The 25634-nt window shown below is 57.7% G+C and carries 32 protein-coding genes; 15 read left to right on the top strand and 17 right to left on the bottom strand.

What is annotated here, in order from left to right:
• Positions 1-5 precede the first annotated feature (5 nt).
• The 3 genes from KHA73_RS21155 to KHA73_RS21145 all read left to right on the top strand — a co-directional run bounded on the left by KHA73_RS21155 (position 6) and on the right by KHA73_RS21145 (position 3475).
• Positions 6-1922, top strand: a complete 1917-nt coding sequence (locus tag KHA73_RS21155; RefSeq protein ID WP_234586473.1) for a BglG family transcription antiterminator — start codon at positions 6-8, stop codon at positions 1920-1922.
• A 62-nt stretch (positions 1923-1984) separates the two neighbouring features.
• Complete coding sequence (locus tag KHA73_RS21150; protein ID WP_231922104.1) at positions 1985-3058, top strand: hypothetical protein; 1074 nt, start codon at positions 1985-1987, stop codon at positions 3056-3058.
• A gap of 21 nt (positions 3059-3079) precedes the next feature.
• Positions 3080-3475: a hypothetical protein gene (locus tag KHA73_RS21145; RefSeq protein ID WP_095099419.1), complete on the top strand. Its 396-nt coding sequence runs from the start codon at positions 3080-3082 to the stop codon at positions 3473-3475.
• Between the two features lie 82 nt (positions 3476-3557).
• Here KHA73_RS21145 and KHA73_RS21140 read toward each other — a convergent pair whose 3' ends face one another.
• The 13 genes from KHA73_RS21140 to KHA73_RS21080 form a co-directional block, all read right to left on the bottom strand.
• Positions 3558-3980 carry a helix-turn-helix domain-containing protein gene (locus KHA73_RS21140; RefSeq protein ID WP_234586471.1) on the bottom strand — a complete coding sequence of 141 codons (423 nt, stop codon included), beginning with the start codon at positions 3978-3980 and terminating at the stop codon, positions 3558-3560.
• Positions 3977-4288, bottom strand: a complete 312-nt coding sequence (locus KHA73_RS21135) for a type II toxin-antitoxin system HigB family toxin (RefSeq protein ID WP_234591346.1) — start codon at positions 4286-4288, stop codon at positions 3977-3979. The genes KHA73_RS21140 and KHA73_RS21135 overlap by 4 nt, the downstream gene beginning before the upstream one ends.
• A 247-nt stretch (positions 4289-4535) precedes the next feature.
• Entirely contained in the window at positions 4536-4808 is a 273-nt protein-coding gene (gene npr, locus KHA73_RS21130; protein WP_234586470.1) for a PTS phosphocarrier protein NPr, read from the bottom strand.
• The gene (rapZ, locus tag KHA73_RS21125; RefSeq protein ID WP_234586468.1) at positions 4805-5659 is read right to left on the bottom strand and encodes an RNase adapter RapZ; all 855 of its coding nucleotides are present in this window, start codon (positions 5657-5659) and stop codon (positions 4805-4807) included. The genes npr and rapZ overlap by 4 nt, the downstream gene beginning before the upstream one ends.
• A gap of 131 nt (positions 5660-5790) precedes the next feature.
• Positions 5791-6252, bottom strand: a complete 462-nt coding sequence (ptsN, locus tag KHA73_RS21120; protein WP_234586466.1) for a PTS IIA-like nitrogen regulatory protein PtsN — start codon at positions 6250-6252, stop codon at positions 5791-5793.
• Positions 6253-6411: 159 nt separating this feature from the next.
• Entirely contained in the window at positions 6412-6699 is a 288-nt protein-coding gene (gene hpf / locus KHA73_RS21115; protein ID WP_004937038.1) for a ribosome hibernation promoting factor, read from the bottom strand.
• A gap of 23 nt (positions 6700-6722) precedes the next feature.
• Positions 6723-8156 carry an RNA polymerase factor sigma-54 gene (rpoN, locus tag KHA73_RS21110; RefSeq protein ID WP_234586464.1) on the bottom strand — a complete coding sequence of 478 codons (1434 nt, stop codon included), beginning with the start codon at positions 8154-8156 and terminating at the stop codon, positions 6723-6725.
• 50 nt (positions 8157-8206) lie between these two features.
• The gene (gene lptB / locus KHA73_RS21105) at positions 8207-8932 is read right to left on the bottom strand and encodes an LPS export ABC transporter ATP-binding protein (protein WP_234586462.1); all 726 of its coding nucleotides are present in this window, start codon (positions 8930-8932) and stop codon (positions 8207-8209) included.
• A gap of 6 nt (positions 8933-8938) precedes the next feature.
• Positions 8939-9478: a lipopolysaccharide ABC transporter substrate-binding protein LptA gene (gene lptA / locus KHA73_RS21100; protein ID WP_234586460.1), complete on the bottom strand. Its 540-nt coding sequence runs from the start codon at positions 9476-9478 to the stop codon at positions 8939-8941.
• Entirely contained in the window at positions 9447-10025 is a 579-nt protein-coding gene (lptC, locus tag KHA73_RS21095) for an LPS export ABC transporter periplasmic protein LptC (RefSeq protein ID WP_234586458.1), read from the bottom strand. Before lptC ends, lptA begins: the two co-directional genes overlap by 32 nt.
• Complete coding sequence (gene kdsC / locus KHA73_RS21090) at positions 10022-10576, bottom strand: 3-deoxy-manno-octulosonate-8-phosphatase KdsC (protein ID WP_234586456.1); 555 nt, start codon at positions 10574-10576, stop codon at positions 10022-10024. Before kdsC ends, lptC begins: the two co-directional genes overlap by 4 nt.
• Before the next feature lie 17 nt (positions 10577-10593).
• Positions 10594-11580: an arabinose-5-phosphate isomerase KdsD gene (gene kdsD, locus KHA73_RS21085; RefSeq protein WP_234586454.1), complete on the bottom strand. Its 987-nt coding sequence runs from the start codon at positions 11578-11580 to the stop codon at positions 10594-10596.
• A gap of 16 nt (positions 11581-11596) precedes the next feature.
• Positions 11597-12574 (bottom strand): calcium/sodium antiporter, encoded by a 978-nt coding sequence (locus KHA73_RS21080; RefSeq protein ID WP_234586452.1) that lies wholly within the window; start codon positions 12572-12574, stop codon positions 11597-11599.
• A gap of 362 nt (positions 12575-12936) precedes the next feature.
• Between KHA73_RS21080 and mlaF the strand changes: the two genes are divergently transcribed.
• From mlaF to murA, 7 genes are all read left to right on the top strand, one after another.
• The gene (gene mlaF / locus KHA73_RS21075; protein WP_234586451.1) at positions 12937-13752 is read left to right on the top strand and encodes a phospholipid ABC transporter ATP-binding protein MlaF; all 816 of its coding nucleotides are present in this window, start codon (positions 12937-12939) and stop codon (positions 13750-13752) included.
• A gap of 4 nt (positions 13753-13756) precedes the next feature.
• Complete coding sequence (gene mlaE / locus KHA73_RS21070; RefSeq protein WP_234586450.1) at positions 13757-14539, top strand: lipid asymmetry maintenance ABC transporter permease subunit MlaE; 783 nt, start codon at positions 13757-13759, stop codon at positions 14537-14539.
• 4 nt (positions 14540-14543) lie between these two features.
• Positions 14544-15095, top strand: a complete 552-nt coding sequence (gene mlaD / locus KHA73_RS21065) for an outer membrane lipid asymmetry maintenance protein MlaD (protein WP_234586448.1) — start codon at positions 14544-14546, stop codon at positions 15093-15095.
• Positions 15096-15109: 14 nt separating this feature from the next.
• Complete coding sequence (gene mlaC / locus KHA73_RS21060; RefSeq protein ID WP_234586446.1) at positions 15110-15739, top strand: phospholipid-binding protein MlaC; 630 nt, start codon at positions 15110-15112, stop codon at positions 15737-15739.
• A complete protein-coding gene (gene mlaB, locus KHA73_RS21055; RefSeq protein ID WP_234586445.1) occupies positions 15739-16041 on the top strand; it encodes a lipid asymmetry maintenance protein MlaB in 303 nt (100 codons plus the stop codon). The genes mlaC and mlaB overlap by 1 nt, the downstream gene beginning before the upstream one ends.
• A gap of 140 nt (positions 16042-16181) precedes the next feature.
• Complete coding sequence (ibaG, locus tag KHA73_RS21050) at positions 16182-16436, top strand: BolA family iron metabolism protein IbaG (protein WP_061797107.1); 255 nt, start codon at positions 16182-16184, stop codon at positions 16434-16436.
• 55 nt (positions 16437-16491) lie between these two features.
• The gene (murA, locus tag KHA73_RS21045) at positions 16492-17751 is read left to right on the top strand and encodes a UDP-N-acetylglucosamine 1-carboxyvinyltransferase (protein WP_234586444.1); all 1260 of its coding nucleotides are present in this window, start codon (positions 16492-16494) and stop codon (positions 17749-17751) included.
• 69 nt (positions 17752-17820) lie between these two features.
• Here murA and degS read toward each other — a convergent pair whose 3' ends face one another.
• The 3 genes from degS to zapG all read right to left on the bottom strand — a co-directional run bounded on the left by degS (position 17821) and on the right by zapG (position 20934).
• The gene (degS, locus tag KHA73_RS21040) at positions 17821-18879 is read right to left on the bottom strand and encodes an outer membrane-stress sensor serine endopeptidase DegS (protein WP_234586443.1); all 1059 of its coding nucleotides are present in this window, start codon (positions 18877-18879) and stop codon (positions 17821-17823) included.
• Between the two features lie 89 nt (positions 18880-18968).
• Positions 18969-20342, bottom strand: a complete 1374-nt coding sequence (degQ, locus tag KHA73_RS21035; protein ID WP_234586442.1) for a serine endoprotease DegQ — start codon at positions 20340-20342, stop codon at positions 18969-18971.
• A 190-nt stretch (positions 20343-20532) separates the two neighbouring features.
• Complete coding sequence (gene zapG, locus KHA73_RS21030) at positions 20533-20934, bottom strand: Z-ring associated protein ZapG (protein WP_234586441.1); 402 nt, start codon at positions 20932-20934, stop codon at positions 20533-20535.
• A 279-nt stretch (positions 20935-21213) separates the two neighbouring features.
• Here zapG and zapE point away from each other — a divergent pair, with 279 nt between their 5' ends.
• The 5 genes from zapE (at position 21214) to sspB (ending at position 25031) form a co-directional block, all read left to right on the top strand.
• Positions 21214-22341, top strand: a complete 1128-nt coding sequence (gene zapE / locus KHA73_RS21025; protein WP_234586440.1) for a cell division protein ZapE — start codon at positions 21214-21216, stop codon at positions 22339-22341.
• Positions 22342-22605: 264 nt separating this feature from the next.
• Positions 22606-23034, top strand: a complete 429-nt coding sequence (gene rplM, locus KHA73_RS21020; protein WP_061797115.1) for a 50S ribosomal protein L13 — start codon at positions 22606-22608, stop codon at positions 23032-23034.
• Between the two features lie 15 nt (positions 23035-23049).
• On the top strand, positions 23050-23442 hold the full coding sequence (rpsI, locus tag KHA73_RS21015; RefSeq protein WP_004937080.1) for a 30S ribosomal protein S9: 393 nt from the start codon (positions 23050-23052) through the stop codon (positions 23440-23442).
• Between the two features lie 444 nt (positions 23443-23886).
• Complete coding sequence (sspA, locus tag KHA73_RS21010; RefSeq protein ID WP_049198558.1) at positions 23887-24528, top strand: stringent starvation protein SspA; 642 nt, start codon at positions 23887-23889, stop codon at positions 24526-24528.
• A 5-nt stretch (positions 24529-24533) separates the two neighbouring features.
• A complete protein-coding gene (gene sspB, locus KHA73_RS21005; RefSeq protein WP_234586439.1) occupies positions 24534-25031 on the top strand; it encodes a ClpXP protease specificity-enhancing factor in 498 nt (165 codons plus the stop codon).
• Positions 25032-25096: 65 nt separating this feature from the next.
• On the opposite strand, the gene KHA73_RS21000 is transcribed toward sspB, so the two are convergent.
• Entirely contained in the window at positions 25097-25576 is a 480-nt protein-coding gene (locus tag KHA73_RS21000) for a hypothetical protein (RefSeq protein ID WP_234586438.1), read from the bottom strand.
• Positions 25577-25634: the final 58 nt, after the last annotated feature.

Raw genomic sequence — 25634 nt, 5'->3', positions numbered from 1 at the left:
ACAGAATGGTGCGATTCCCTTACCCGCGTTTGGCTTACTTGTTCGATGCTTTGCAGTCTGAAACCTTGCCGCAGGATGAGCTGGCCAAGCGTTTTGCCGTTTCTACGCGCACGGTGCGGGCGGATATCACCGCGTTGAACGATATTCTGGAAAAGTACGGCGCGCGCTTTGTGCACAGCCGCGGAGCCGGTTATCGCCTGCAGGTGGAGGATGCCGCGTTGTTCAGCGCCCTGCAGCATCAGGAACGCCGCAAACACGCCACCCCGCGCAGCGCGCAGGAGCGGGTGCACTATTTGCTGGTGCGTTTTTTGACCTCAGCCTTTTCTCTGAAGCTGGAAGATCTGGCGGATGAGTGGTTTGTCAGCCGCGGCACGCTGCAGAATGACATGGCTGAGGTGAGGGAGCGTCTGGCGCATTATCAACTGACCATTGAAACCAAGCCGCGTTACGGCATGAAGCTGTTCGGCTCGGAGATGGCGATCCGCGCCTGCCTGACCGATCTGCTGTTCCAGCTGCATCTGGCCGACGCCGAAAACCCGCTGCTCAACAATGAGATCCTGCTGCAGCCGCAGGTGGCCACCTTCGCCGGGCTGCTGCATCCGCTGCTGTCGCAGTACGCCATTCGCCTGACCGACGAAGGCGAGCAATATCTGATCTTCTACTGCGCGGTGGCGCTGCGGCGCATCGGCGACGGCTATCCGCTGCCGGACTTCGAGGTGGAAGACGGCGACGACGCGGTGCGCAAAGCCTCCACCTGGCTGGCGGGCGAGTTGCGCAAGGCCTCCGGCAAAGAGATCTCGATGGCTGAAGAGGCCTACCTGCGGGTCAATATCGCCGCACGCCGGGTGCAGGAGGTGCAGCCCACCGAGATCAATGCCGACGACGAAGAGGCGCTGGTGGACTACATCCTGTCCTACATCAACGCCCACTATAACTACAACCTGCAGGGCGATGCGCAGCTGCGGGCCGATCTGCTCACCCACATCAAGACGATGATTACCCGGGTGAAATATCAGATAAACATTCCCAACCCGCTGTTGGCCAACATTAAGCAGCACTATCCGATGGCCTACGACGTTACGCTGGCGGCGGTCTCCAGCTGGGGCAAGTACACCCCTTATACCCTGAGCGAAAACGAAATCGGCTATCTGGTGCTGCATATCGGCGTGGGGTTGGAGCGGCATTACAACATTGGCTACGAGCGCCACCCGCAGGTGATGCTGGTGTGCGACACCGGCAACTCCACGGTGCGGATGATCCAGGCGCAGATTGCGCGCAAATATCCGCAGCTGGTGATGACGCGCATCGTCTCGCTGCGCGACTACGAGATGCTGGAGCATATCGACGAAGACTTCGTGATTTCCAACGCCCGCATCGGCGAAAAGAACAAGCCGGTGGTGGTGATGTCGCCGTTCCCGACCGAATACCAACTGGAACAGCTGGGCAAGCTGGTGTTGGTGGATCGCACCAAGCCCTACATGCTGGAGAAGTTTTTCGACGCCGACCATTTTATGGTGATCAATGAACCGCTGACGCAGGCGGAGTTGTTCAGCAAGGTCTGCGGCCAGTTGGAACGGGAAGGTTACGTCGGGGCGGATTTCTATCCTTCGGTGGTCGAGCGCGAGGCGATAGTTTCTACGCTGCTGGGCGAGGGCATCGCGCTGCCGCATTCGCTGGGATTGCTGGCGAAGAAAACCGTGGTGGTGACGCTGCTGGCGCCGCAGGGTGTGGCCTGGGGCGAGGGCGAAATCGCCCACGTGATCTTCCTGCTGGCGATCAGTAAAAGCGACTATGAAGAGGCGATGGCGATCTACGAGCTGTTCGTCACCTTCGTGCGCGAACGTTCGATGAGCCGGTTGCTGAGCAGCGACAGTTTCGACAGCTTTAAGGCGGTGGCGCTGGACTGCCTGAGCAGGATCTAGCGGCGATGGTTTGTGGTTCGATGCTGTTTGCAGTAACTTGATGGGCGCATTGACGGACAATAATGGATTTTTATTTTTTAATGACAGGAGTCATTCAGATGATATTCCCCTCTCGCCAACGTATTGAACCTGGGTATTGCGTTGTTGATACTCCGGGTTCTCTGGCTTCCCAAGGAAACATGTTGTTTCGCAATCCACGTAGCGAAGCCGCCCGTTATTTTATGCAGATTAATGCCGATACTCCGTGGGTTAAACCGGGACAAATACTGCTTGTCGCCGATCCCAATAACTCTCAGCAGGAGGCATCGTTACAGCAATTGCGCCTGGCCAAGGGAAAGGTCAATCACGCAATGGACGCTGTCAGCACCGATCAGGCAGATTTTCTTCAGCGTCATTATGCCACCATTGCAACCATACTGAATGGCAGTAGCACTGGGTTGGGCATTGCGAGTGATGCTGGTAAGCAATACTTCACTCGTATCGATGAGATTCTTAAAAAGATCGAAATGAGCTACCAGAACCAGTTCCGTACCCAAGGTACTCTAATCGGCCAACAATTTTTTGTTGAAAGACAGCGGCTGTTTAATGAATTGAAGGTTCTGTTGGATAAACCGATACTTAGCCGGCTGGCGCGTAAGATTCTGAATTTGCATCCGTATGAGAGCATCAAAAGTGCGTTGAATTTGTCGAGTCGCTCAATCGTTCATGAGTGGTCAACGGTGGGGGTAGGGGCTATAAAAGGCTACTCGACTTATCTTGACGGTGCCGGTAAGGCGGTAAGGTTTATGAAAGGAGCAGGATGGATAGGATTGGCAGCGGCCGGAGTTAGCACGTCTAACGATATTTATCACGCCTGTACTAGCGGACGCGAAAATGAATGTACTCGAGTCGCATTGAAAGGGTATGGCGGCTTCTTTGGTGGAGCTGGGTTAGGTATTGCCGGTGGGGTTGCCGGGACGGCGGCGGCAGGTGGTCTCTGTGTCGCGTTGGGTATTATTAGTGCTCCGATGGCCGGTAGTGCGGGATTAGCATGTGCTATTGTTGGTTCGACGATTGGCGGCGTTTCTGGCGGTTTGCTAGGTAGCTCTGGAGGGGAGAAATTTGGTGACTCCATGGCTGACTTATTGCTCAAGTAACTGGATTATGAGATTTTTTCTATGCTGATGACCGTAGGCGCAGTGATGTTTTTTATATCGACGTTTATTATTATTTTCAGCGTGATTTATTTTGGCCTAAATAAAAGAAAATACGAAAGCGTTGTTAAGCAGTATCAGTCACAAGGCTGGCCACTGAATCCCTCGTATCAGTTTTTTAGCAATCTTGGGTATTTTGGCAGTTTTTTTATAACCGCTCATTTTAAAAAATTGCTTGCGGGGACACCGATAAAAACTGGCAAACGCGTTTGGCTACCCAAAGCCCATTATGAATTTCTACAATCGTTGCCTGGCGTAGAAACGAGATGGCTAATCCACTACTACTACATCAATTTCGTCTGGATGTTGTTGATAGTCATTTCAATGTTGGTTGGGGGCGTGGCTGAGATCACGGCATAAACCAAGATTGAAATTTTAAACAAAATAACCTCGATAGCGCCTTATGGCTCTGCCTGAGCAGGATTTAGCGGCGATGGTTCGGTCAGCGGGCTTCCGGCAGGAAAATGGCCGGAGGCAGATTAAAGCGCTTGGCCAGCGCCATGATATGGGGAATGGTGAGAGACCGCTTTCCGTTCAGGATTTGGCTGACCAGTGATTTTTTGCCTATCTCGTTTTCAAAATCGCGCTGACTCAGTTGGTGTTGCTCCATCAGCACGCTCAACGCGGCGACGCCCTGCGGCAGCTGCCGCTGCCGCAGATTAAATTCGGCAAAGTCGGGGCTGCTCTCTTCAAACTCGGCAATTTTTGCCGCCAACAGGTCAATCAGCGGATTATGTTCGTCGGTTTCAAGCAGGTGCTCAACCAATTCAAGCGCCTCCCGATAGTCCTGTTGCGAGGTGCTGCCCCGCAGCAACGGGACGGCGCGCAGCAGCTCCTGAGTGGCCTTGATGGCATCTGAAATCATTCCTGGTTCCTTTGATACAGCTGCATCAGCTTGTCGTACTCAGCGTGGCAGACAATGTGTTTAACAAAGATTTTCTGGGTATCGAAACTGGCAAAAAACAGCATCCTCAGATTGTTGCCCCCAATATCAATGACCCACCATTTAGCTCTATATTTCATGCGGTCCAGACTGGGAAAAAGGGCTTTTAAATCGTCCGGGGTGTTGAAGCTGCCTCGCCGCAGCGTCTTATAGACTGCATCGAGAGCGGCTTCTTCGTTGGGATACTGTTTAGCGGCATGGTTAAAAGGTTCCCTGGAGATAATATGCATCGCTCCCTCTTCCCATCCTGTTGCATTGTAGCCGCTGCGGATAAGGTTTACAAATTGTAAACTCATTTTCCGCGCTGTGGCTGGCGAGATAGCAGGTTTTTTGTAAGGCCTGCGGGGAAACTATACCCGGGTAAGTTTGCTGGGACCCTAAGTTGCTGTGAAGTTTGGAAGAGGGTACGCAATTGTGCAGGGGGAAGCCTTAGAATGCTGAACGCGTCAGGACGACGCGTTCATGGTTTTTTGCGGCTCAGTCTTCGTCAAAGCCGGAGTTGAACAGCTCGACCACCGCGGCCAGCGCTTTCACCTCGTCCGGGCCGGTCGCCTCCACTTCGATGTGCCGCCCCTGGGCGGAGTCGAGCATCAGCAGCGCGATGACGCTGCTGGCTTCGGCCTCGGTGCCGCTGTCGTTGCGCAGCATCACCTCGGCGTCAAAACTCTGCACCAGCTCGAACAGCTTCATCGCCGGGCGGGCGTGCATGCCCAGCTTGTTTTTGATTTCAACCGTTTGCTTGACCGTCATTGTTTGCGTTTTTCCAGCGTGCGGTGGCGCGATTGCACGTTCTTGCCGCGCGAGCGGAAGTAATCGGCCAGCTGCTCCGCCACGTAGACCGAACGGTGCTTACCGCCGGTGCAGCCAATCGCTACGGTCAGGTAGCTGCGGTTGTTGGTCTCCAGCATCGGCAGCCACTGTTCCAGATAGCTGCGGGTCTGGTAGATGAAGTTGTGCACCTCGGTATGGCGATCGAGGAACGACGCCACCGGTTTGTCCAGGCCGGTCATCGGCCGCAGCTTGGGATCCCAGTGCGGGTTAGGCAGGAAGCGCACGTCGAACACATAGTCGGCGTCGATCGGGATGCCGTGCTTGAAGCCGAAGGACTCGAACACCATGGTCAGCTCGCGCTCGCGTTTGCCAAGCAGGCGGGTACGCAGCATTTCGGCCAGTTCGTGCACCGACATCTCCGAGGTGTCGATGATCAGATCGGCCCGTGAGCGCAGCGGCTCGAGCAGGTCGCTCTCTTCGTCGATCGCGCTTTCCAGCGACAGGTTCTTGCTGGATAGCGGGTGCAGGCGGCGGGTGTCACTGTAGCGGCGAATCAGCGTATTGCGGTCGGCATCGAGGAACAGCAGCTGCGGCGAGAAGCTCTCCGGCAGCTGGGTCATCGCATATTCAAACACTTCCGGCGATTCCGGCATGTTGCGCACGTCGATGCTCACCGCTGCGGAGATGTTGCGTTCCGCCAGCGTATTGGCGAGCTGCGGCAGCAGCACCACGGGCAGGTTATCAACGCAGTAAAAACCCATGTCTTCCAGCGCCCGCAAGGCGACGGATTTCCCTGAACCGGAACGGCCGCTGACAATCATCAGCACCATGTGGCAACTCCCCCTGGCATCTCGGCGGCGTTCATCGCCACCGGTAGAAACTTCGTTATTCCGGCCGCAGCCGGAATACATCATGGTGAAACAGTATCGTTATCCTGGCTGGAAGTCACGCCAGCCGGGCGTTACTCGGTGATGATTTGGTAAAGTTCTTCGTCGCTCTGCGCGGCGCGCAGGCGGCGGCATACGGTTTTGTCGGCCAGGCGCTTGGCGACCAGCGACAGGGTATGCAAATGGGTTTTACACTGATCGGCCGGCACCAGCAGAGCGAACAGCAGGTCGACCGGCTGGTTGTCGATGGCGTCAAAGGCGATGGGTTGGTCGAGACGGATAAACACGCCAACGGCCCGCAGTGTGTCCTCTTCCAGTTTGCCGTGGGGAATGGCGATACCGTTGCCGATACCGGTGCTGCCCATGCGCTCCCGGGTGAGAACCGCGTCAAACACCACCTGCGCAGGCAGGTTAAGCTGAGTAGCCGCCAGTTCGCTGATAATTTCCAAAGCCCGTTTCTTGCTGGTGCAGTGTACCGAGCTTCTGGTGCACTCGATGTTTAACACCGAGCTTAATTGCATATATTCGTTGTTCATCTCATCTTCACTTAAAACCGCGCCGGCGGGTGAACCCGGCAAGGCGGTTTTTCGCCTGTTTTAACCCTGATTACCGTTTCGGCGCGTTACCCATTCAGGTAACGCGCCGATAGCTGAGGCTGCGTTGAGCAGCGCCCTGACGGGAAGAGGGTCAGAGTGTCAGTGTTGCTTCAGTTTGTCTTTATGTTTGTTCAACTGACGCGCCAGTTTGTCGATTAGCGTATCAATTGCCGCATACATATTCTCGTCTTCCGAGGTGGCGTGCAACTCGCCTCCATTCACGTGCACCGTTGCTTCCGCAATTTGCTGCACTTTTTCCACACTTAAAACAACATACACCTGATTGATGCGGTCAAAATACTGTTCGAGCTTGGCGAACTTGTTGTTCACGAACTCGCGCAATGGATCGGTGATTTCGATGTGGTGTCCGGTAATGTTGAGCTGCATAGTGTCTTCCTTCTCAATAGAGGTCAAACCAACTGTTTACGCTGGTTCGACGGCGGGATGGACAAAGACTCTCGGTACTTGGCGACGGTGCGCCGCGCCACGATGATCCCCTGATCGGAGAGCAGGGTGGCCAGCTTGCTGTCGCTGAGCGGTTTGGCGGGGTTTTCCGCCGCAATCAATTTCTTCACCAATGCGCGGATCGCCGTTGAAGAGGCTTCGCCGCCGCTGTCGGTATTCACGTGGCTGGAGAAGAAATACTTCAATTCGAAAATGCCGCGCGGGCTGTGCAGAAACTTCTGCGTGGTCACGCGCGAAATCGTCGATTCATGCATCTCCACGGCCTGGGCGATATCCGCCAGCACCATGGGCTTCATAAATTCCTCACCCTGCTCAAAGAACGCCTGCTGCTGGCTGACGATGCAGCGGGTCACTTTCAACAGGGTCTCGTTACGGCTTTCCAGACTTTTAATCAGCCACTTGGCTTCCTGCAGGTTGCTGCGGATAAACTGGCCGTCGGCTTCGTTGCGCGCGCTGTTGCCCAACGCGGCGTACTGCTGGTTGATCTTCAGGCGGGGAATGCTGTCGGCGTTGAGCTCAACCGTCCATTTATCCTGCACCTTGCGCACCAGGACGTCCGGAATGACGTATTCCGACTCGCCGGTATTGATCGACTGCCCCGGGCGCGGGTCGAGCGACTGGATCAGCACCATCGCTTCTTTCAGTGTATCTTCTTTTAGCCGGGTTGAACGCATCAGGCTGCGAAAGTCGTGATTGGCCAGCAGGTCCAGGTGTTCGCTGATGATCAGGCGGGCTTCGGCCAGGTACGGCGTGTCTTTCGCGTATTGGGAAAGCTGGACCAACAGGCAGTCGCGCAGATCGCGCGCGGCGACGCCGATCGGATCAAAATGCTGCACGCGTTTCAATACCGCCTCGACCTCGTCCATGGTCACATTCTCGTCACCCAGGCTCTCCAGAATGTCTTCCAGCGGCACGGTGAGGTAGCCGGTGTCGTCGACCGCGTCGACGATTGAGGTGGCGATGGCGGCGTCGGTGTCGGAGAACGGCGTCAGATCCACTTGCCACATCAGGTAATCCTGCAGCGTCTGAGTGGTTTCGCCCTGATACACCGGCAGCTCGTCATCGCTGTAGTCGGTGCCGGTGCCCGACGGGGTGCCGGCGGTGTAGATTTCGTCCCAGGTGGCGTCCAGCGGCAGCTCTTCGGGCATGTCCTTCTGCTCCAGCGCCTCGCGGGTATCCAGGCCTTCGGTCTCGGTAGACTCTTTGGCGTCGATTTCTTCGTGCAGATCGGTCTGCTCAAGCAGGGGGTTGCTCTCTAACGCCAGCTGTATTTCTTGCTGAAGCTCAAGCGTGGACAACTGCAGCAGGCGAATGGCCTGCTGGAGCTGCGGAGTCATGGCCAGCTGTTGGCTGAGCCTGAGTTGCAAACCTTGCTTCATAATCTTCTGTCTACTTCCGTTAACCGTCGTCCTTCAGGACGCGCTGGCACTCAAAGGCGGAATTCTTCGCCCAGATAAACGCGTTTCACCTGTTCATCGGCCAGAATAGCATCCGGCGTGCCGTGGGCAATCAGTTTGCCCTGGCTGACGATATAGGCGCGTTCACACACGTCCAGCGTTTCGCGCACGTTGTGGTCGGTGATCAGCACGCCCAGGCCGCTGTCACGCAGGTGCTCGATGATTTTTTTAATGTCGATAACGGAAATCGGGTCAACACCGGCGAAGGGTTCATCCAGCAGGATGAATTTCGGGTTGGCCGCCAGCGCTCGGGCAATTTCGACGCGGCGGCGTTCACCGCCGGACAGCGCCTGGCCCAGGCTGTCGCGCAGGTGACCGATATGGAATTCTTCCATCAGCTCTTTGGCGCGGTCTTCGCGCTGTTCGCTGGTGAGATCGGCGCGGATCTCCAGCACCGCCATCAGGTTGTCGTACACGCTCAGGCGACGGAAGATCGACGCTTCCTGCGGCAGATAACCGATGCCGCGGCGCGCGCGGGCGTGCAGCGGCAGCAGGCTGATGTCTTCTTCGTCGATCACGATGCGCCCGGCGTCGCGCTGAACGATGCCCACCACCATGTAAAAGGTGGTGGTTTTACCGGCGCCGTTCGGCCCCAGCAGGCCGACTATCTCGCCGGACTTCACTTTCAGGCTGACGTCTTCAACAACTTTGCGGCCCTTGTAGGCTTTCGCCAGGTTTTCTGCGATGAGTGTAGCCATAGGTGATTAGTTACTCTTCTGTTGCCCGTTTTTGTCTTGCAGCTGCGACGGTACCAGAACCGTGGTCACGCGTTTGCCTTTATCGCTGAACGCCTGCATTTGCTGCTGCTGCACCAGATAGGTGATGCGGTCGCCTTTCACGTTGCTGTCGAGCTGTTCCAGATAGGCGTTGCCCGTCAGGGTCACCAGCTGCGTCGCCACGTCGTAACGCACTTTCTGCGCGTGGCCTTTCACCGGCTTGCCGCTGTCCTGCATCTGGTAGAAGGTTACCGGGTTGCCGAACGCTTCAATATAGGTTTTATTCTGATCTCCACCCGGACGGGTGACGACCACCTTGTCTGCACGGATATCGATGGTGCCCTGTTTGATCACCACGTTATCGGTGAAGGTGCTGACGTTGCTCTGCATGTCCAGCGCCTGCTTCAGCGAGTCGATGCTGACCGGCTGGTTAGAGTCGGATTTCAGCGCCAAAGCGGGAGCGCTGGCGGCCAAAACTAAGCTGCCGATCAACAGATTACGGAATGGTTTTTTGGTTCTGGATTTCATAGTTGGTCTTGACCTTATCAATCAGCTCAGCGGTTTTGGCCCGCAGGTTCCCACGCATTTTCATGCCGTTAGAGGTAAAGTTCGTCCCAAAGAGCGTCACTTCGTCATCGGAAGACACATCCTGGGTTACCAGATTCACCTGAGCATTGTCCGTTTTAATTTTTTCCAGCTGCGACGTGGTGGTCAGGCTATTCACCTCGACGTGGCCGTAAAGATACAGCATCCGATCCTTAGTCAGTTTGGCGCGATCGGCGCGCACTGACCAGGTTGCCACCGCATTTTCATCAAACAGCGTCATCACCGGTTGGGTAAACCAGCTCAGCTCGTCGGTGGTGTAATAGTTCACGTCTTCCGCCACCAGCTTGTAGCTCAGCTTGCCGGCCGGATTGTACACCACGGTGACCGTATGCTGGCTCTGATAGGTAGGTGACTGGTCGTTGAGCGGCGCCGGGGCGCCGTCATCGCTGAAGTCCGTCATGTTCCAACCGATCAATGCCAACGCGATCACCGCCAGCAGGAGGGTGATCCAAAGTTTGATTTTGCTCATATCGACAGCCCTTTGGCGTCCTCCAGCTTATTCTGAGCCAAAAGAATAATGTCGCACAGTTCGCGCACCGCGCCGCGGCCGCCGGCAATGCGGGTAACGTAATGGGCCCTTGGCGTCAGCAATGGATGCGCGTCCGCGACCGCGACCGCCAAACCCACCTGCGCCATCACCGGCCAGTCGATCAGGTCATCGCCGATATAGGCCACCTGATCCGCCGTCAGCGACAGTGTATCCAACAGTTCGCGGAAGGCCAAAAGCTTATCGGACTGCCCCTGATACAGATGGGTGATGCCGAGGGTGTTAGCCCGGTCTTCCAGCAGCTTGGCGGAGCGGCCGGTGATGATCGCCACTTCGATGTCCGAGGTCTTCAGGCAGCGGATCCCATAGCCGTCGCGTACGTTGAACGCCTTTAATTCTTCGCCGTTGTTGCCCATGAAAATCAGGCCGTCGGACAGCACGCCGTCGACGTCACAAATCAGCAGGCGGATTTTACCGGCACGCGCCATCACGTCTTGCTCTACTGGCCCGTAGCAGGTGTCTACCAGACTCATTCCGTTCTATTCCTTAATTAAACGACGCCGGCGCGCAGCATGTCATGCATATGTACCACACCCAGCAACTGGTCGCCATCGGCAACCAGCAGCGCGGTGATGTGGCGTTGCTGCATCAGGTTCAGCGCATCGACCGCCAACATGCCCGGCCGCACCCGCACGCCGCCGAGCGTCATGACGTCGGCTATCTTGGCGTCGTTGAGATTGATGCCCATATCGAACACCCGGCGCAGGTCGCCGTCGGTGAAGATGCCGGCGATTTTCATCAGATCGTTGCAGATGACCGTCATGCCCAGGTTCTTGCGGGTGATCTCCAGCAGCGCGTCGCGCAGCGAAGCGTCGGCGCTGACGTGCGGGATTTCGTCGCCGCTGTGCATGATGTCGCTCACCCGCAGCAACAGCCGGCGGCCGAGCGCGCCACCCGGGTGCGACAGCGCGAAATCTTCCGGGGTGAAGCCGCGCGCCTTCAGCAACGCAACGGCCAGCGCATCGCCCATCACCAAGGTGGCGGTGGTGCTGGTGGTCGGTGCCAGTCCCAGCGGGCAGGCCTCCTGAGGAACCTTGATGCACAGGTGGATATCCGCTGCCTTGCCCATCGAGCTTTCCGGGTTGTTGGTCATGCAGATAAGCGTGATTTGCTGGCGTTTCAGCACCGGGATCAGCGCCTGGATTTCGTTGGACTCGCCGGAATTGGAAATGGCGAGCACGATGTCCTGCGCAGTGACCATGCCGAGGTCGCCGTGGCTGGCTTCCGCCGGGTGGACGAAGAACGAGGGGGTGCCGGTGCTGGCGAAGGTGGCGGCGATCTTGCAGCCGATGTGCCCGGATTTACCCATACCCATCACCACCACTTTGCCGCAGCAGGCGGCGATGGTTTCACAGGCGCGGGTAAAGTTCGCATCGATGTAGTTGTCGAGCTGAGCCAGCCCTTCACGCTCGATCCGGAGCACTTCTTTACCGGCCTGTTGAAAATCGAAGCCAGGTTGCAACTGAATATTCGACATGCTCATTCCCGTCGGTTTAGCCGAAAGTATTGAAAGGGTTAAAGAACAGCACCGCAAGATACGCAATAAAGCCACATAATAACAGAGCGCCGGCCAGATGGCCGATGCGATGTTTGCGCCCGATGCACAGGGCGCTGAGCAGGATGCTGGCGGCCAGCATCACCCAGTAATCGCGCTGGAAGGCGGCGGCGTCGACGCTGCCCGGCGACAGCAGAGCGGGAACGCCCAGCACGATCACCGTGTTAAAAATATTGGAGCCGATGATATTGCCAATCGCCATATCATCCTCGCCCTTGAGCGCACCGGCGATCGAGGTGGCCAGTTCGGGCAGGCTGGTGCCGATGGCGATGATGGTCAGCCCGACCACCAGCTCGCTCATGCCGAAATAGTGCGCGATCACCGTGGCGTTATCGACCACCATCTTGGACGACAGCGGCAGAATGATAAACGCCAGCACCAGCCACAGCACCGCCACGGTATTGCTGCTGTCCTGCGGCAGCTCGGCGATCTGTTCCACGGTCAGGCTGTCGCTGCCTTCGCGCTGCGCCAGCCGGGCGATTTTCAGCATCAGCAGAATGAACCCGGCAGCGGCGGCCAGCAGCAATACGCCGTCCAGCCGGCTCAGGGTGCCGTCCATCAGCACGAAACCGCACAATACTGTGACCGCCAACATCAGCGGCAGTTCGCGCCGCAGCACTTCCGAACGCGCCGCCAGCGGATGGATCAGCGCGGCGACCCCGAGGATCAACAATATATTGGCGATGTTGGAGCCCAATACGTTCCCCACGGCCATATCTATCTGCCCGTTCAGCGCGGCGGTGGTCGAGACGATCAGCTCCGGCAGCGAGGTGCCGATGCCGACGATGGTCATGCCGATAATCAACGGCGGTACGCCGAGCGAGCGGGAAATCACCGCAGCACCGTAAACTAAGCGGTCTGCACCGTACACCAGTAAAAATAAACCAACGATTAATAATGCGATTGCGAGAAACATGCAGGGTCCTTTGTCGGGTATTTATCCCAGTTCGTTGGTTAAAAGCCGCAATTCGGCTATCTTGCTTTGCCCTCCGTCGCGCAGCCTAAAGCCGCAGCGACGGGTTTTCCCGGCTAATATATGAACGCTTTCGTTTTTTTCGTTATGGCGCCAATTTTGACCGGGTGAGGCGGAAAAGTAAAACCAATGGCATCATTGGTAGCGAAATGGCGGTAAGTTTTTGTAAAGATGACACCGATTGCGCCCGTTACTTTAACATCACGGGTAGATTTGTACCCAAACGAGCGAGGTTGCAGCCAACAACGCTGCAGCTTCAGGTAGAAGGGCATAGCAAAAAATGAGCCGTAAAGGATCTATATAACATGCACCAGAAGGCAGAGAATCTGGTCGAAGTGCGCGATATGAGCTTCTCGCGCGGCGATCGGCTGATATTCGAAGACATCAACCTGACGGTTCCCCGCGGCAAGGTGACGGCGATCATGGGGCCGTCCGGCATCGGCAAAACTACGTTGCTGCGCCTAATTGGCGGCCAGCTGACGCCGGACCGCGGCGAGATCTGGTTTGACGGCGAGAATATCCCGGCGCTGTCTCGCCACCAGCTGTACGACGCGCGCAAGAAAATGAGCATGCTGTTTCAGTCCGGCGCGCTGTTCACCGATCTGACGGTGTTCGAAAACGTGGCTTACCCGCTGCGCGAGCACAGCAAGCTGCCGGAGCCTATTCTGCGCAGCACGGTGCTGATGAAGCTGGAGGCGGTAGGGTTGCGCGGCGCGGCCGAGCTGATGCCCAACGAGCTGTCCGGCGGCATGGCGCGGCGTGCGGCGCTGGCGCGGGCGATTGCGCTGGACCCTGCGCTTATCATGTTCGACGAGCCTTTCGTCGGCCAGGATCCGATCACCATGGGCGTGCTGGTCAAGCTGATCGATGAGCTGAACCATGCGTTGGGCATTACCTGCATCGTGGTGTCGCACGACGTGCCGGAGGTGCTGAGCATCGCCGATTACGCGTATATCGTCGCCGATCACCGGGTGATTGCCGAAGGCACGACGCCGCAATTACAGAACAATCCTGATGCGCGGGTGCGCCAGTTCCTGGATGGTATTGCCGATGGGCCGGTGCCGTTCCGTTATCCGGCCGGTGATTATCAGGCCGAACTGCTAGGCTTAGGGAGTAAATAAGCTCATGTTATTACGGGCGTTAGCGTCGTTAGGGCGCCGTGGCATCGACACCAGCGCCAGCTTTGGCCGCGCCGGGCTGATGCTGTTCAACGCGCTGGTCGGGCGGCCTGAACCGCGCAAGCAGTGGCCGCTGTTGCTGAAACAGCTGCACAGCGTCGGCGTGCAGTCGCTGCTGATTATCATGGTATCCGGCCTGTTTATCGGCATGGTGCTGGGGCTGCAGGGGTATATCGTACTCACCACCTACAGCGCCGAGGCCAGCCTGGGCATGATGGTGGCGCTGTCGTTGCTGCGTGAACTGGGGCCGGTGGTCACCGCGCTGCTGTTCGCCGGCCGCGCCGGTTCCGCACTCACGGCGGAAATCGGCCTGATGAAGGCGACGGAGCAAATTTCCAGCCTGGAAATGATGGCGGTCGATCCGCTGCGGCGCATCGTGGCGCCACGCTTCTGGGCCGGGTTGATCAGCATGCCGTTGCTGACGATTATCTTCGTCGCGGTCGGCATCTGGGGCGGCGCCATCGTTGGCGTGGACTGGAAGGGCATCGACAGCGGCTTCTTCTGGTCGGCGATGCAGGGCGCCGTAGAGTGGAAGAAAGATCTGCTCAACTGCGTGATCAAAAGCGTGGTGTTCGCCATTACCGTGACCTGGATTGCTATCTTCAACGGGTATGACGCCGTTCCGACCTCCGAGGGGATTAGCCGGGCAACGACCCGTACCGTGGTACATTCGTCACTGGCGGTGTTGGGATTGGACTTTGTGCTGACAGCACTGATGTTTGGGAATTGATTCGATGCAAACGAAGAAGAGTGAAATCTGGGTTGGGGCATTTATGCTGATTGCGCTGTGCGCCGTCGTGTTTATCTGCCTGCAGGTGGCGAACATTAAGTCGATCGGCAATGAGCCGACCTACCGCATCTATGCGACGTTCGATAATATCGGCGGCCTGAAGGCGCGCTCGCCGGTGAAAATCGGCGGCGTGGTGATTGGCCGCGTGGCCGGCATCGAGCTCGATCCTAAAACCTACACGCCGCGCGTCGCGCTGGACATCCAGGATAAATACAACCAGATCCCGGACACCAGCTCGCTGGCCATTCGCACTTCCGGCCTGTTGGGTGAGCAGTATCTGGCGTTAAACGTCGGTTTTGAAGATCCGGACATGGGCACCGCCATTCTGAAGGACGGCGGCACCATTCAGGACACCAAATCAGCCATGGTTCTGGAAGATCTGATCGGCCAGTTCCTGTATAAAAGCGGCGGTCAGGACAGTGCCAAACCGGGAGATGCGGCCGCCGAGCCGGCTGCCGGCGCAGCAGCACCGCAACCCGCTGTACCGAGTCATTAAGAGAGGAAACCTGCATGTTTAAACGTTTATTGATGGTGGCCCTGCTGGCGATTGCGCCGTTGGCGAACGCGGCGGATCAAACCAACCCGTATAGCCTGATGCAAGACGCGGCTCAGAAGACCTTCACCCGTCTGAAGACCGAACAGCCGAAAATCAAGCAGGATCCCAACTACCTGCGCACCATCGTCCATCAGGAGCTGATGCCGTTCGTACAGGTCAAATACGCCGGTGCGCTGGTGTTGGGCCGCTATTACAAAGAGGCGACCCCGGCACAGCGCGAAGCCTATTTCACCGCCTTCCAGTCTTATCTGGAACAGGCCTACGGCCAGGCGCTGGCGATGTATCACGGCCAGACTTACCAGATTGCGCCTGAGCAGCCGCTGGGCGACGCCAATATCGTGGCGATCCGCGTGACCATCATCGACAACGGCGGCCGCCCGCCGGTGCGTCTTGACTTCCAGTGGCGCAAAAACAGCAAAACCGGCTATTGGCAGGCGTATGACATGATTGCCGAAGGCGTCAGCATGATCACCACCAAACAAAACGAGTGGGCGTCTACGTTGCGTACCCAGGGCATTGATGGCCTGACCAAGCAGCTGCAAAGCGCGGCGGCGCAGCCGATTACCCTGGATCAGAAAAACTGATGCCGGCGGCGCTCAGCGTTGAATCGCAGCAGCAAACGCTGATCCTGCGCGGCGAGCTGGATCGGGAAACGCTGCTGCCGCTGTGGCAGCAGCGGGAGAAGTTACTGGCGGATAAAACCGCTATCGACGTGGCGCAGCTGCAGCGGGTGGATTCTTCCGGGCTGGCGCTGCTGGTGCATCTGCGGGAGCAGCAGCGCCAGCGTGGGGTGGAGTTAAAAATTTCCGGCGCCACCGATCGGCTGAAAACGCTGATCGCGCTGTACAACCTGCAAGCAATAATGCCTGTCGATACCGCTGGTTAGCCGCATTTTTCGCTGCCATAATGCGATGAATTCATACAAAGCCCCTGTTGAACAGGGGCTTTTTCTTTAGTTTAAGAAAACGTCGTATTCCACTAAGATACTAGGCTGTTTATGATCCTTTAGCTGCAGAACTGGATACTATGGAAACCAACGAGATTAAAGACGTGCTGATGCAGGCATTGGCACTGGACGAAGCGCATGTGACGGGCGACGGCAGTCACTTCCAGGTGATCGTGGTCGGCGAGCTGTTCGCCGCCATGAGCCGCGTCAAAAAACAACAGACGGTCTATGCGCCACTGATGGAATACATCGCGGACAACCGCATTCACGCTTTGTCGATCAAGGCGTACACCCCTGAAGAGTGGCAGCGAGACCGCAAACTCAACGGATTTTAAGGCTGTTTGCCCCCAGGGGCGGGCAGCTTCAGATTAGATAACAGAGAGTAGTCAAATGGATAAATTTCGTGTGCAGGGTCGGACCCGCCTGAGCGGTGAAGTGTCTATTTCCGGGGCCAAAAACGCCGCCCTGCCGATCCTGTTCGCCGCGCTGTTGGCGGAAGAGCCGGTCGAACTGCAGAATGTCCCCAAGCTGAAGGACATCGACACCACCATTAAGCTACTCAGCCAGTTAGGCACCAAGATTGAACGCAACGGTTCGGTCTACGTTGACGCCAGCGGCGTGAACGAGTTCTGCGCGCCTTACGATCTGGTGAAGACCATGCGTGCGTCTATCTGGGCGTTGGGGCCGCTGGTGGCGCGCTTCGGACGTGGTCAGGTTTCCCTGCCGGGCGGCTGCGCTATCGGCGCTCGCCCGGTCGATCTGCACATCACCGGCCTGGAACAGCTGGGTGCCGAGATCAAACTGGAAGAAGGTTACGTAAAAGCGTCGGTTAACGGCCGCCTGAAGGGCGCGCACATAGTGATGGACAAGGTGAGCGTTGGCGCCACCGTGACCATCATGAGCGCCGCTACCCTGGCGACCGGCACCACCATCATCGAGAACGCCGCGCGTGAGCCGGAAATTGTCGATACCGCCAACTTCCTCAACACGCTGGGGGCGAAGATCAGCGGCGCCGGCAGTGACAAAATCACCATCGAAGGCGTCGAGCGCCTGGGCGGCGGCGTCTACCGCGTGCTGCCTGACCGCATCGAAACCGGCACCTTCCTGATTGCCGCAGCGGTTTCCGGCGGCAAGGTGGTGTGCCGCGATACCCGCCCGGACACGCTGGATGCGGTGCTGGCCAAGCTGCGCGAAGCCGGTGCGGATATCGAAGTGGGCGAAGACTGGATCAGCCTGGACATGCACGGCAAACGGCCGAAAGCGGTCACCGTGCGCACCGCGCCGCACCCGGGCTTCCCGACCGACATGCAGGCCCAGTTCAGCCTGCTGAACCTGGTGGCGGAAGGTACGGGCGTGATCACCGAGACCATTTTCGAAAACCGCTTCATGCACGTGCCGGAGCTGATCCGCATGGGCGCACACGCGGAGATCGAGAGCAATACGGTGATTTGCCACGGCGTTGAGCAGCTTTCCGGCGCTCAGGTGATGGCGACCGATCTGCGCGCTTCGGCCAGCCTGGTGATCGCCGGCTGCATCGCCGACGGCGTGACCGTGGTCGATCGTATCTATCATATTGATCGCGGTTATGATCGTATCGAAGATAAGCTGCGCGCTATGGGTGCGAACATCGAGCGTGTGAAAGGCGAGTAAGCGGTTGACCGTCGGCGCGCAAACGCCGGCGCATGCGGAATCAAAGGCCCGGCTTGCCGGGCCCTTTTTTTAATTATTGTCTTCCGGGAATTCACCCACCGTCATCTTCAGCGTGATCCGTTTGCCGTTGCGCAGCACCACGACCGGAATTTCCGTGCCTGGCCGGATTTCGGCCACCTGGTCCATGGTTTCGAGCACAGAGACCGCAGGCTTGCTATTCACGTTGATGATGATGTCGTTGATCTGGAAGCCGGCGTTGCCCGCCGGGCCGTTTGGCGTGACCTCGGTGACGATAATCCCCTGCAGCCGGTCGATGCCGGAGTTGGACGAGCGAATCGGGATAATCTCTTTACCTTGAATGCCGAAATAGCCGCGGATAACGCGGCCGTCGCGGATCAGCTTGTCCATGATCTTGGTGGCCAGTTCGATCGGAATGGCGAAGCCGATGCCCTCAGGCGTTTCGCCGTCGGTGATTTTATCGTAGGTCAGGGTATTGATACCGATCAGTTCGCCCAGCGAGTTGACCAGTGCGCCGCCGGAGTTGCCGCGGTTGATCGAAGCGTCGGTCTGCAGGAAGGTCTGGCGGCCGGTGGTGCTCATACTGATGCGGCCGGTGGCGCTGAGAATGCCTTGGGTGACGGTTTGCCCAAGGTTATACGGGTTGCCTATCGCCAGCACCACGTCGCCGACGTGGGCGGTGCGGGCGTTGTTAATGGGGATCACCGGTAAATTGCCGGGATCGATCTTCAACACCGCCAGATCGGTCAGGCTGTCGGAGCCGACCAGCAGCGCCTCATAGCGGCGGCCGTCCTGTACCACCACGGTAATCTGCTGTGCGTCCTTGACCACGTGGCGGTTGGTGATGATATAACCGCGTTCGTTCATGATCACGCCGGAACCCAGCGACAGTATGTTAGGAGTGCCGTTGAGGTTGCGGTTGTAGATATTCACCACGGCGGGCGCGGCGCGGCGCACCGCTTTGTTGAAGCTCAACGGCGTTTCGTCGCTGGTATTCTCAAGCTTTTCTGCGAACAGACTATTGGAGGAACGCAAAATGGGCAGCGCGGCCAGCAGCAGACCGGCAACGACGAGACCTATAACGACGGAACGCAAGAGCTTAGCAAACATGGAGTTTTAGTGGGTGTGGTTAAGGATGCTCGGAGGATAACATGAGTTAACCGGGCGCAGTATGTTACCGAGCCCGGTTTTTAAACAAATTAACGCAGCAGCAGATAAATGGTTTCGCTGCCGCGCACCACATTGAGCGCCATGACCGGTGGTTTGGCTTCAAGCACTTTGCGCAGGGCGGTGATGCTGTCAACGCGCTGGCGGTTAACGCCAATAATCACATCGCCTTTTTGCAGGCCGATCTGTGCTGCGGTTGAGCCTTTGTCCACGTTATCGACCTTCACGCCCTTGTCGCCGCTCGGCAGCGCGCCGTTGCTGAGGGAAACCCCCTGCAGCGCCGGGGACAGGGTTTCGGCATTGGTGGACGCGCTTTCGCTGTTGTCCAGCGTGACCGACACTTCCTGCGGCTTGCCGTCGCGCAGCAGACCGACCTTGATGGTTTTGCCCGGCGCAGTGGTGCCGACCTTGGCGCGCAGTTCGGCGAAGCTGCTGACCGGTTTACCGTCGACGGAAACTAAAATATCGCCGGCCTTGATGCCCGCCTTGGCGGCGGCGGATTTCGGCAGCACTTCGCTGACGAAGGCACCGCGCTGGGCATCGCTATTGAAGGCCTTGGCCATGTCCGGCGTCATTTCGCTGCCCTTGATGCCCAGCAGGCCGCGTTTCACCTGGCCGAATTCGATCAGCTGCTGGCTGAGGTTCTGCGCCATGTTGCTTGGAATGGCGAAGCCGATGCCGACGTTGCCGCCGCTCGGCGCCAAAATGGCGGTGTTGATGCCGATCAGCTCGCCGTTGAGGTTAACCAGCGCGCCGCCGGAGTTGCCGCGGTTGATCGAGGCGTCGGTCTGGATAAAGTTTTCCAGCCCTTCCAGATTCAGGCCGCTGCGCCCCAACGCCGAGATGATGCCGGAGGTGGCGGTCTGGCCGAGGCCAAACGGGTTACCGACCGCCACGGCGAAGTCGCCGACGCGCAGCTGATCGGAATCGGCCATTTTAATGGCGGTCAGGTTTTTCACGTCGCTGAGCTGCAGCAGGGCGATATCGGATTGTTCATCGCGGCCGACCAGCTTGGCGTCCAGCTCGCGGCCGTCGTTCAGCTGCACGCGGATTTTATCGGCGTTGTTGATGACGTGGTTGTTAGTCAGAACGTAGCCTTTGGCGGCGTCGATGATGACGCCGGAACCCAGCCCTTCAAACGGGCGAGCGCTCGGCTGCTGGCCAGGATAATTGGGGCCGAAGAAGCGTTTGAGCTCCTCAGGCAGCTGCTGCTGACGCTGCACCTGGGTGCCCTCAACGTGTACGCTGACCACTGCGGGCAACACTTTTTCCAGCATCGGCGCCAGGCTCGGCAGCGGCTGCCCCTGAACGGCGACCGGCATCGCGGCGCTGGCCGCCGGTACGGAGGCCAATGTCAGGCCAATGCTCATTGCCAGTGCACTAAGAATTAACGACTTTTTCTTCATTGATTAGCTCTCTCAATACCTGCCGATGAAATATGAATGATAAGGCAACAGCGCCGTCATAGTGAAGGGTAAGACCGTGAATTTGCGTGAAAAGTTCAGTAAATCATTGCGGCGGCGGATCGCGGCGCGAAGGGGATAAACCAGCAGCGAAAAAGTGAGAACCCGTGGGCGTGGCCCACGGGCGGGTGCGTCAGTCGCGGCGCGGCGCCTGGCCGCGCAGCAGGCCGGATGCGCCTTCGGAGTAGTCGCGCGGCATTTCTACCGGCGCCTGATCGTTGTCCGCTTCGGCTTCGGTCAGGCGAAAGCGGAACGGGTTTTCCTGGAGCGGCAGGTCCGGCAGCAGGTTATTGGAGCTTTTCGCCATGTGTTGGTACAGCTGGCGATAATCGCGCGCCATGTTGTCCAGCAGCTCGGCGCTGCGGGCAAAGTGGCCGACCAGCTCCTGACGATACTCTTCCAGCTCGGTTTTGCTCTTATCCAGCTCGTGTTGCAAAACTTGTTGTTGACGTAATTTACGGTTACCAAAACGCATCGCTACCGCACCAATGACGATACCGACGACCAAACCAATCAGCGCATACTCCCAGGTCATGATGACTCCTATTTTGACTTCGTTGTTCCGCAGGGATTTTTCACTTAATAATATCCACTATAACCGTTAACCTTGTCCGAGTGGAATCCTGATGAGCTTTTACCTAATGTTTACGGGGTTTTTCAGCATTGTCCGGCGCGGACATTTGAGGCGATAACGGTGCGAAACGGCATCAACTTGCCGCCAAAATTGGTTAAATAATTTCTTATGCCCAATAGATTTCAAGCTGCGGCAGTTTGAAAGAAGCAGGGGATAGCGTTCTTAGGGAATATCGAACAGATGCAGGCACAATCACCGTTATCACGCTACCAGCGGCTGCTTGCTGCAGGGGAGTATCAGGCCGATGAGGTTCAACGCCAGGCCGTCACGCAGTTGGATCGCATTTATCAGGCGCTGCAGCAGGCGCCCGCCGCGAGCGCGCCGAGCGTCGGCCTGCGCGGCAAACTGAGCCGCCTGCTGGGCAAGGGCGGCGAAACGCCTAAACAGCGGCCGGTGCAGGGGCTGTATATGTGGGGCGGCGTCGGGCGCGGCAAAACCTGGCTGATGGACCTGTTCGTCCACAGCCTGCCGGGGGAACGCAAGCTGCGGCTGCATTTCCACCGCTTTATGCTGCGGGTGCACGAAGAGCTGACCGAGCTGCAGGGGCAGGAAAATCCGCTGGAGATCGTCGCAGACGGTTTTAAAGCGCAAACCGACGTGCTGTGCTTCGACGAGTTCTTCGTTTCCGACATCACCGACGCCATGCTGTTGGCTACCTTGCTGCAGGCGCTGTTCGCCCGTGGCATTACGCTGGTGGCCACCTCCAACATTCCGCCGGACGATTTGTATCGCAACGGCCTGCAGCGTGCGCGCTTCCTGCCGGCTATCGATCTTATCAACCAGTACTGCGACGTAATGAACGTCGACGCCGGCATCGACTACCGCCTGCGCACCTTAACGCAGGCGCACCTGTATCTGACGCCGCTCAATGAGCAGACGCGAGAAACCATGGACCGGATGTTCTTGAAATTGGCGGGCAAGGCCGGGGAAGAGGCGCCGGTATTGCAGATCAATCACCGGCCGCTGCAGGCAATACGCGCTGTGGACGGCGTGCTGGCGGTAGATTTCCATACCCTGTGCGAAGAAGCGCGCAGCCAGCTCGACTATATTGCTCTGTCGCGCCTGTACCACAGCGTGATGCTGTATAATGTACAGGTGATGGGCCCGCTGAAAGAGAACACCGCGCGCCGCTTCCTGGCGCTGGTGGACGAATTCTACGAGCGTCACGTCAAGCTGGTGATCGCCGCCGAGGCGTCGATGTTCGAGATCTACCAGGGGGAGCGGCTGAAGTTTGAGTACCAACGCTGCCTGTCGCGCCTGCAGGAGATGCAGAGCGAAGAGTATCTCAAGCTGCCGCATCTGCCCTGAAGGCCGCCGTTGGATCGCCGGTGGCGCGCGGCCGGCGATAAATTGATTTTCCATTCAAAAACCGTTCGATCTTTGCGAACGACTTCTCTATAATCTTGCGACCCCACGTTACAACAAAGTTTTTTTTCCCAAAAACTTTATAGTGCCGGCAATGGCTATTCGAAGGGGTAGGTTTGCTGGACTTGTATGGTCGTGTGAGCCTCAACTGTTTTCGAGCGTTTGGGTGTTCACCAACGTGTAACTAATTATTGGGTAAGCTTTCTAATGAAAACTTTTACAGCTAAACCAGAAACCGTAAAACGCGACTGGTACGTTGTTGATGCAGATGGTAAAACTTTAGGCCGTCTCGCTACTGAACTGGCTCGTCGCCTGCGCGGCAAGCATAAAGCGGAATACACCCCGCATGTGGATACCGGTGATTACATCATCGTTCTGAACGCAGAAAAAGTTGCTGTAACCGGCAACAAGCGTACTGACAAAGTGTACTATCACCACACCGGCCACATCGGTGGTATCAAGCAAGCGACCTTTGAAGAGATGATTGCCCGCCGTCCTGAGCGCGTGATTGAAATCGCGGTTAAAGGCATGCTGCCAAAGGGCCCGCTGGGTCGTGCTATGTTCCGTAAACTGAAAGTTTACGCGGGCACCGAGCACAATCACGCGGCACAGCAACCGCAAGTTCTGGACATTTAATCGGGATTAATGGCAATGGCTGAAAATCAATACTACGGCACTGGTCGCCGCAAAAGCTCCGCCGCTCGCGTCTTCATCAAGCCGGGCAACGGTAACATCGTTATCAACCAGCGCAGCCTGGAACAGTACTTCGGTCGCGAAACTGCCCGCATGGTAGTTCGTCAGCCGCTGGAACTGGTCGACATGGTTGGCAAACTGGATCTGTACATCACCGTTAAAGGTGGTGGTATCTCCGGTCAAGCTGGCGCTATCCGTCACGGTATCACCCGTGCACTGATGGAGTACGACGAGACTCTGCGTTCTGAACTGCGTAAAGCTGGCTTCGTCACTCGTGACGCTCGTCAGGTTGAACGTAAGAAAGTCGGCCTGCGTAAAGCACGTCGCCGTCCGCAGTTCTCCAAGCGTTAATTTCTACTGCTTCGGCAGTGCGATTTACGCAAAAAACCCGGTGCTTCACCGGGTTTTTTTATGCCTGAAATCCCCCATATCCCTACTAAAATCTGTGGTATATCAGACAATTCGATACGAAATCACCGCAGGGTCCCCACAAAACAAGCAAAATCTGGTAAACTATCATCCACTTTTGCGCCTGTTTGCCGTGCAGTTTACCTCCGAGGCCGGTTTTTATGACCCAGGTTGATTGCTAACTGCCGGTATGCGGCAAGATCACTCAGGATAGCAGCCTGGTAACCCGATAAATTTCAGGGTGCAGCAGGGCGACAACCGAACGCATCCCTGGAGCTTGGATTTCCAAGTAACCGGGGTGAGAGAGGGAAGCCAACACCGCTGCGGCATGAAAGAAGAAGGGAAGTTGGCTATTCGCAGTATTTTCTAGATAACTTGGAGGTTTTCATGGCTGTCGCTGCCAACAAACGTTCGGTAATGACGCTGTTTTCTGGCCCGACCGACATCTTTAGCCATCAAGTACGCATCGTACTGGCGGAGAAAGGTGTCAGCGTCGAGATCGAGCAGGTCGAGATGGACAACCTGCCGCAGGATCTTATTGACCTCAATCCTTACCAAACGGTGCCTACGCTGGTCGATCGCGAGCTGACCCTGTATGAGTCCCGCATCATCATGGAATATCTGGACGAGCGTTTCCCGCACCCGCCGCTGATGCCGGTTTACCCGGTCGCCCGTGGCGAGAGCCGTCTGATGATGCTGCGTATCGAGAAAAACTGGTACTCGCTGATGTACAAGATCGAGCAGAGCAGCGGCCAGGAAGCGGAATCCGCTCGTCGCCAACTGCGCGAAGAGCTGCTGGCGATCGCCCCGATCTTCGGCCAGACGCCGTACTTTATGAGCGAAGAGTTCAGCCTGGTGGATTGCTATCTGGCGCCGCTGCTGTGGCGTTTGCCGCAGTTGGGCATTGAACTGAGCGGCGCAGGCTCCAAAGAGCTGAAAGGCTATATGACCCGCGTGTTCGAACGCGACGCGTTCCTGGCCTCCCTGACCGAAGCCGAGCGCGAAATGCGCCTGCAGACCCGGGGCTAAGCATTATGGACATGTCTCAGATGACTCCGCGCCGTCCGTACCTGCTGCGGGCCTTCTATGACTGGCTGCTTGATAACCAGCTGACGCCGCACCTGGTGGTGGACGTCACGCGTCCTGACGTGCAGGTGCCGATGGAGTTCGCCCGCGACGGCCAGATTGTGCTGAACATTGCGCCGCGTGCGGTCGGGAATCTGGAGCTGGGCAACGAAGAAGTGCACTTCAATGCGCGCTTCGGCGGCGTGCCGCGTCAGGTTTCGGTGCCGATGGCCGCGGTGCTGGCTATCTATGCCCGTGAGAACGGCGCAGGCACCATGTTCGAACCGGAAGCCGCCTACGAGGCGGAAGGCACCTTTGAGGGGCTGGACAGTGAGACTTTCCCTTCGGAAAGCCTGATGTCGGTGATTGACGGCGACCGCCCGGATATCGGCGATGACCAGGATCCGGATGACGAGCCGCCCCAGCCGCCGCGCGGTGGCCGCCCGGCGCTGCGCGTGGTGAAATAAGCCTGCCGCAGCAAAATGAGAAGGTCCCGCATGCGGGACCTTTTTTATTGCCCCTACCCGGCGTATCAGCCTTTCAACGCCGCAATGCAGGCGTCGCGCGGCGCGCTGAGATCGCCGACGCGCACCATGGAGAGCGCGTGGGTGGCGCGCTGGCGGAAGCTGGTGATGGCGGTGTCGCCCTGAACCTCCGGCGGAGCGGTGCAGATGTCATTGATTGGCAGGTTGTTGCCCTTGTTGAGCGCATGCAGCACCGCCGCCGGGTTGTAGACCAGGGCTGAAGACAGGGCCGACTTTATGCCGGTGGTGAACCTGGCGTTGCCGCCGTTGGCCAGCTTGGGCGCCAGCGCAATCCAGCTGTCGTCGCCCAGCCTGATGCTGTCTTCCACCGCCTGCAGCTGGCCGGCCTTGGCTAACTGCGCCACCACCGGCGCGGCGCCGCGCGCTTCGATGTTGTAACCCACCTCCTGAGAATCCAGCGCTCGCGCTGAGGAAGCGAAACTGACGGCCAGCAAAGCGCCGGCCAGCAAGGAAATTGAGCATTTCATGTTGGCTATCCTTATCAAGATGTCAGGCGCCGCCGCGCTCCTGAGTGATGCTAACTGA

This window comes from Serratia entomophila (genome assembly GCF_021462285.1).
Lineage (GTDB): Bacteria > Pseudomonadota > Gammaproteobacteria > Enterobacterales > Enterobacteriaceae > Serratia > Serratia entomophila.
This window is presented reverse-complemented; position numbering and strand designations above follow the sequence as displayed.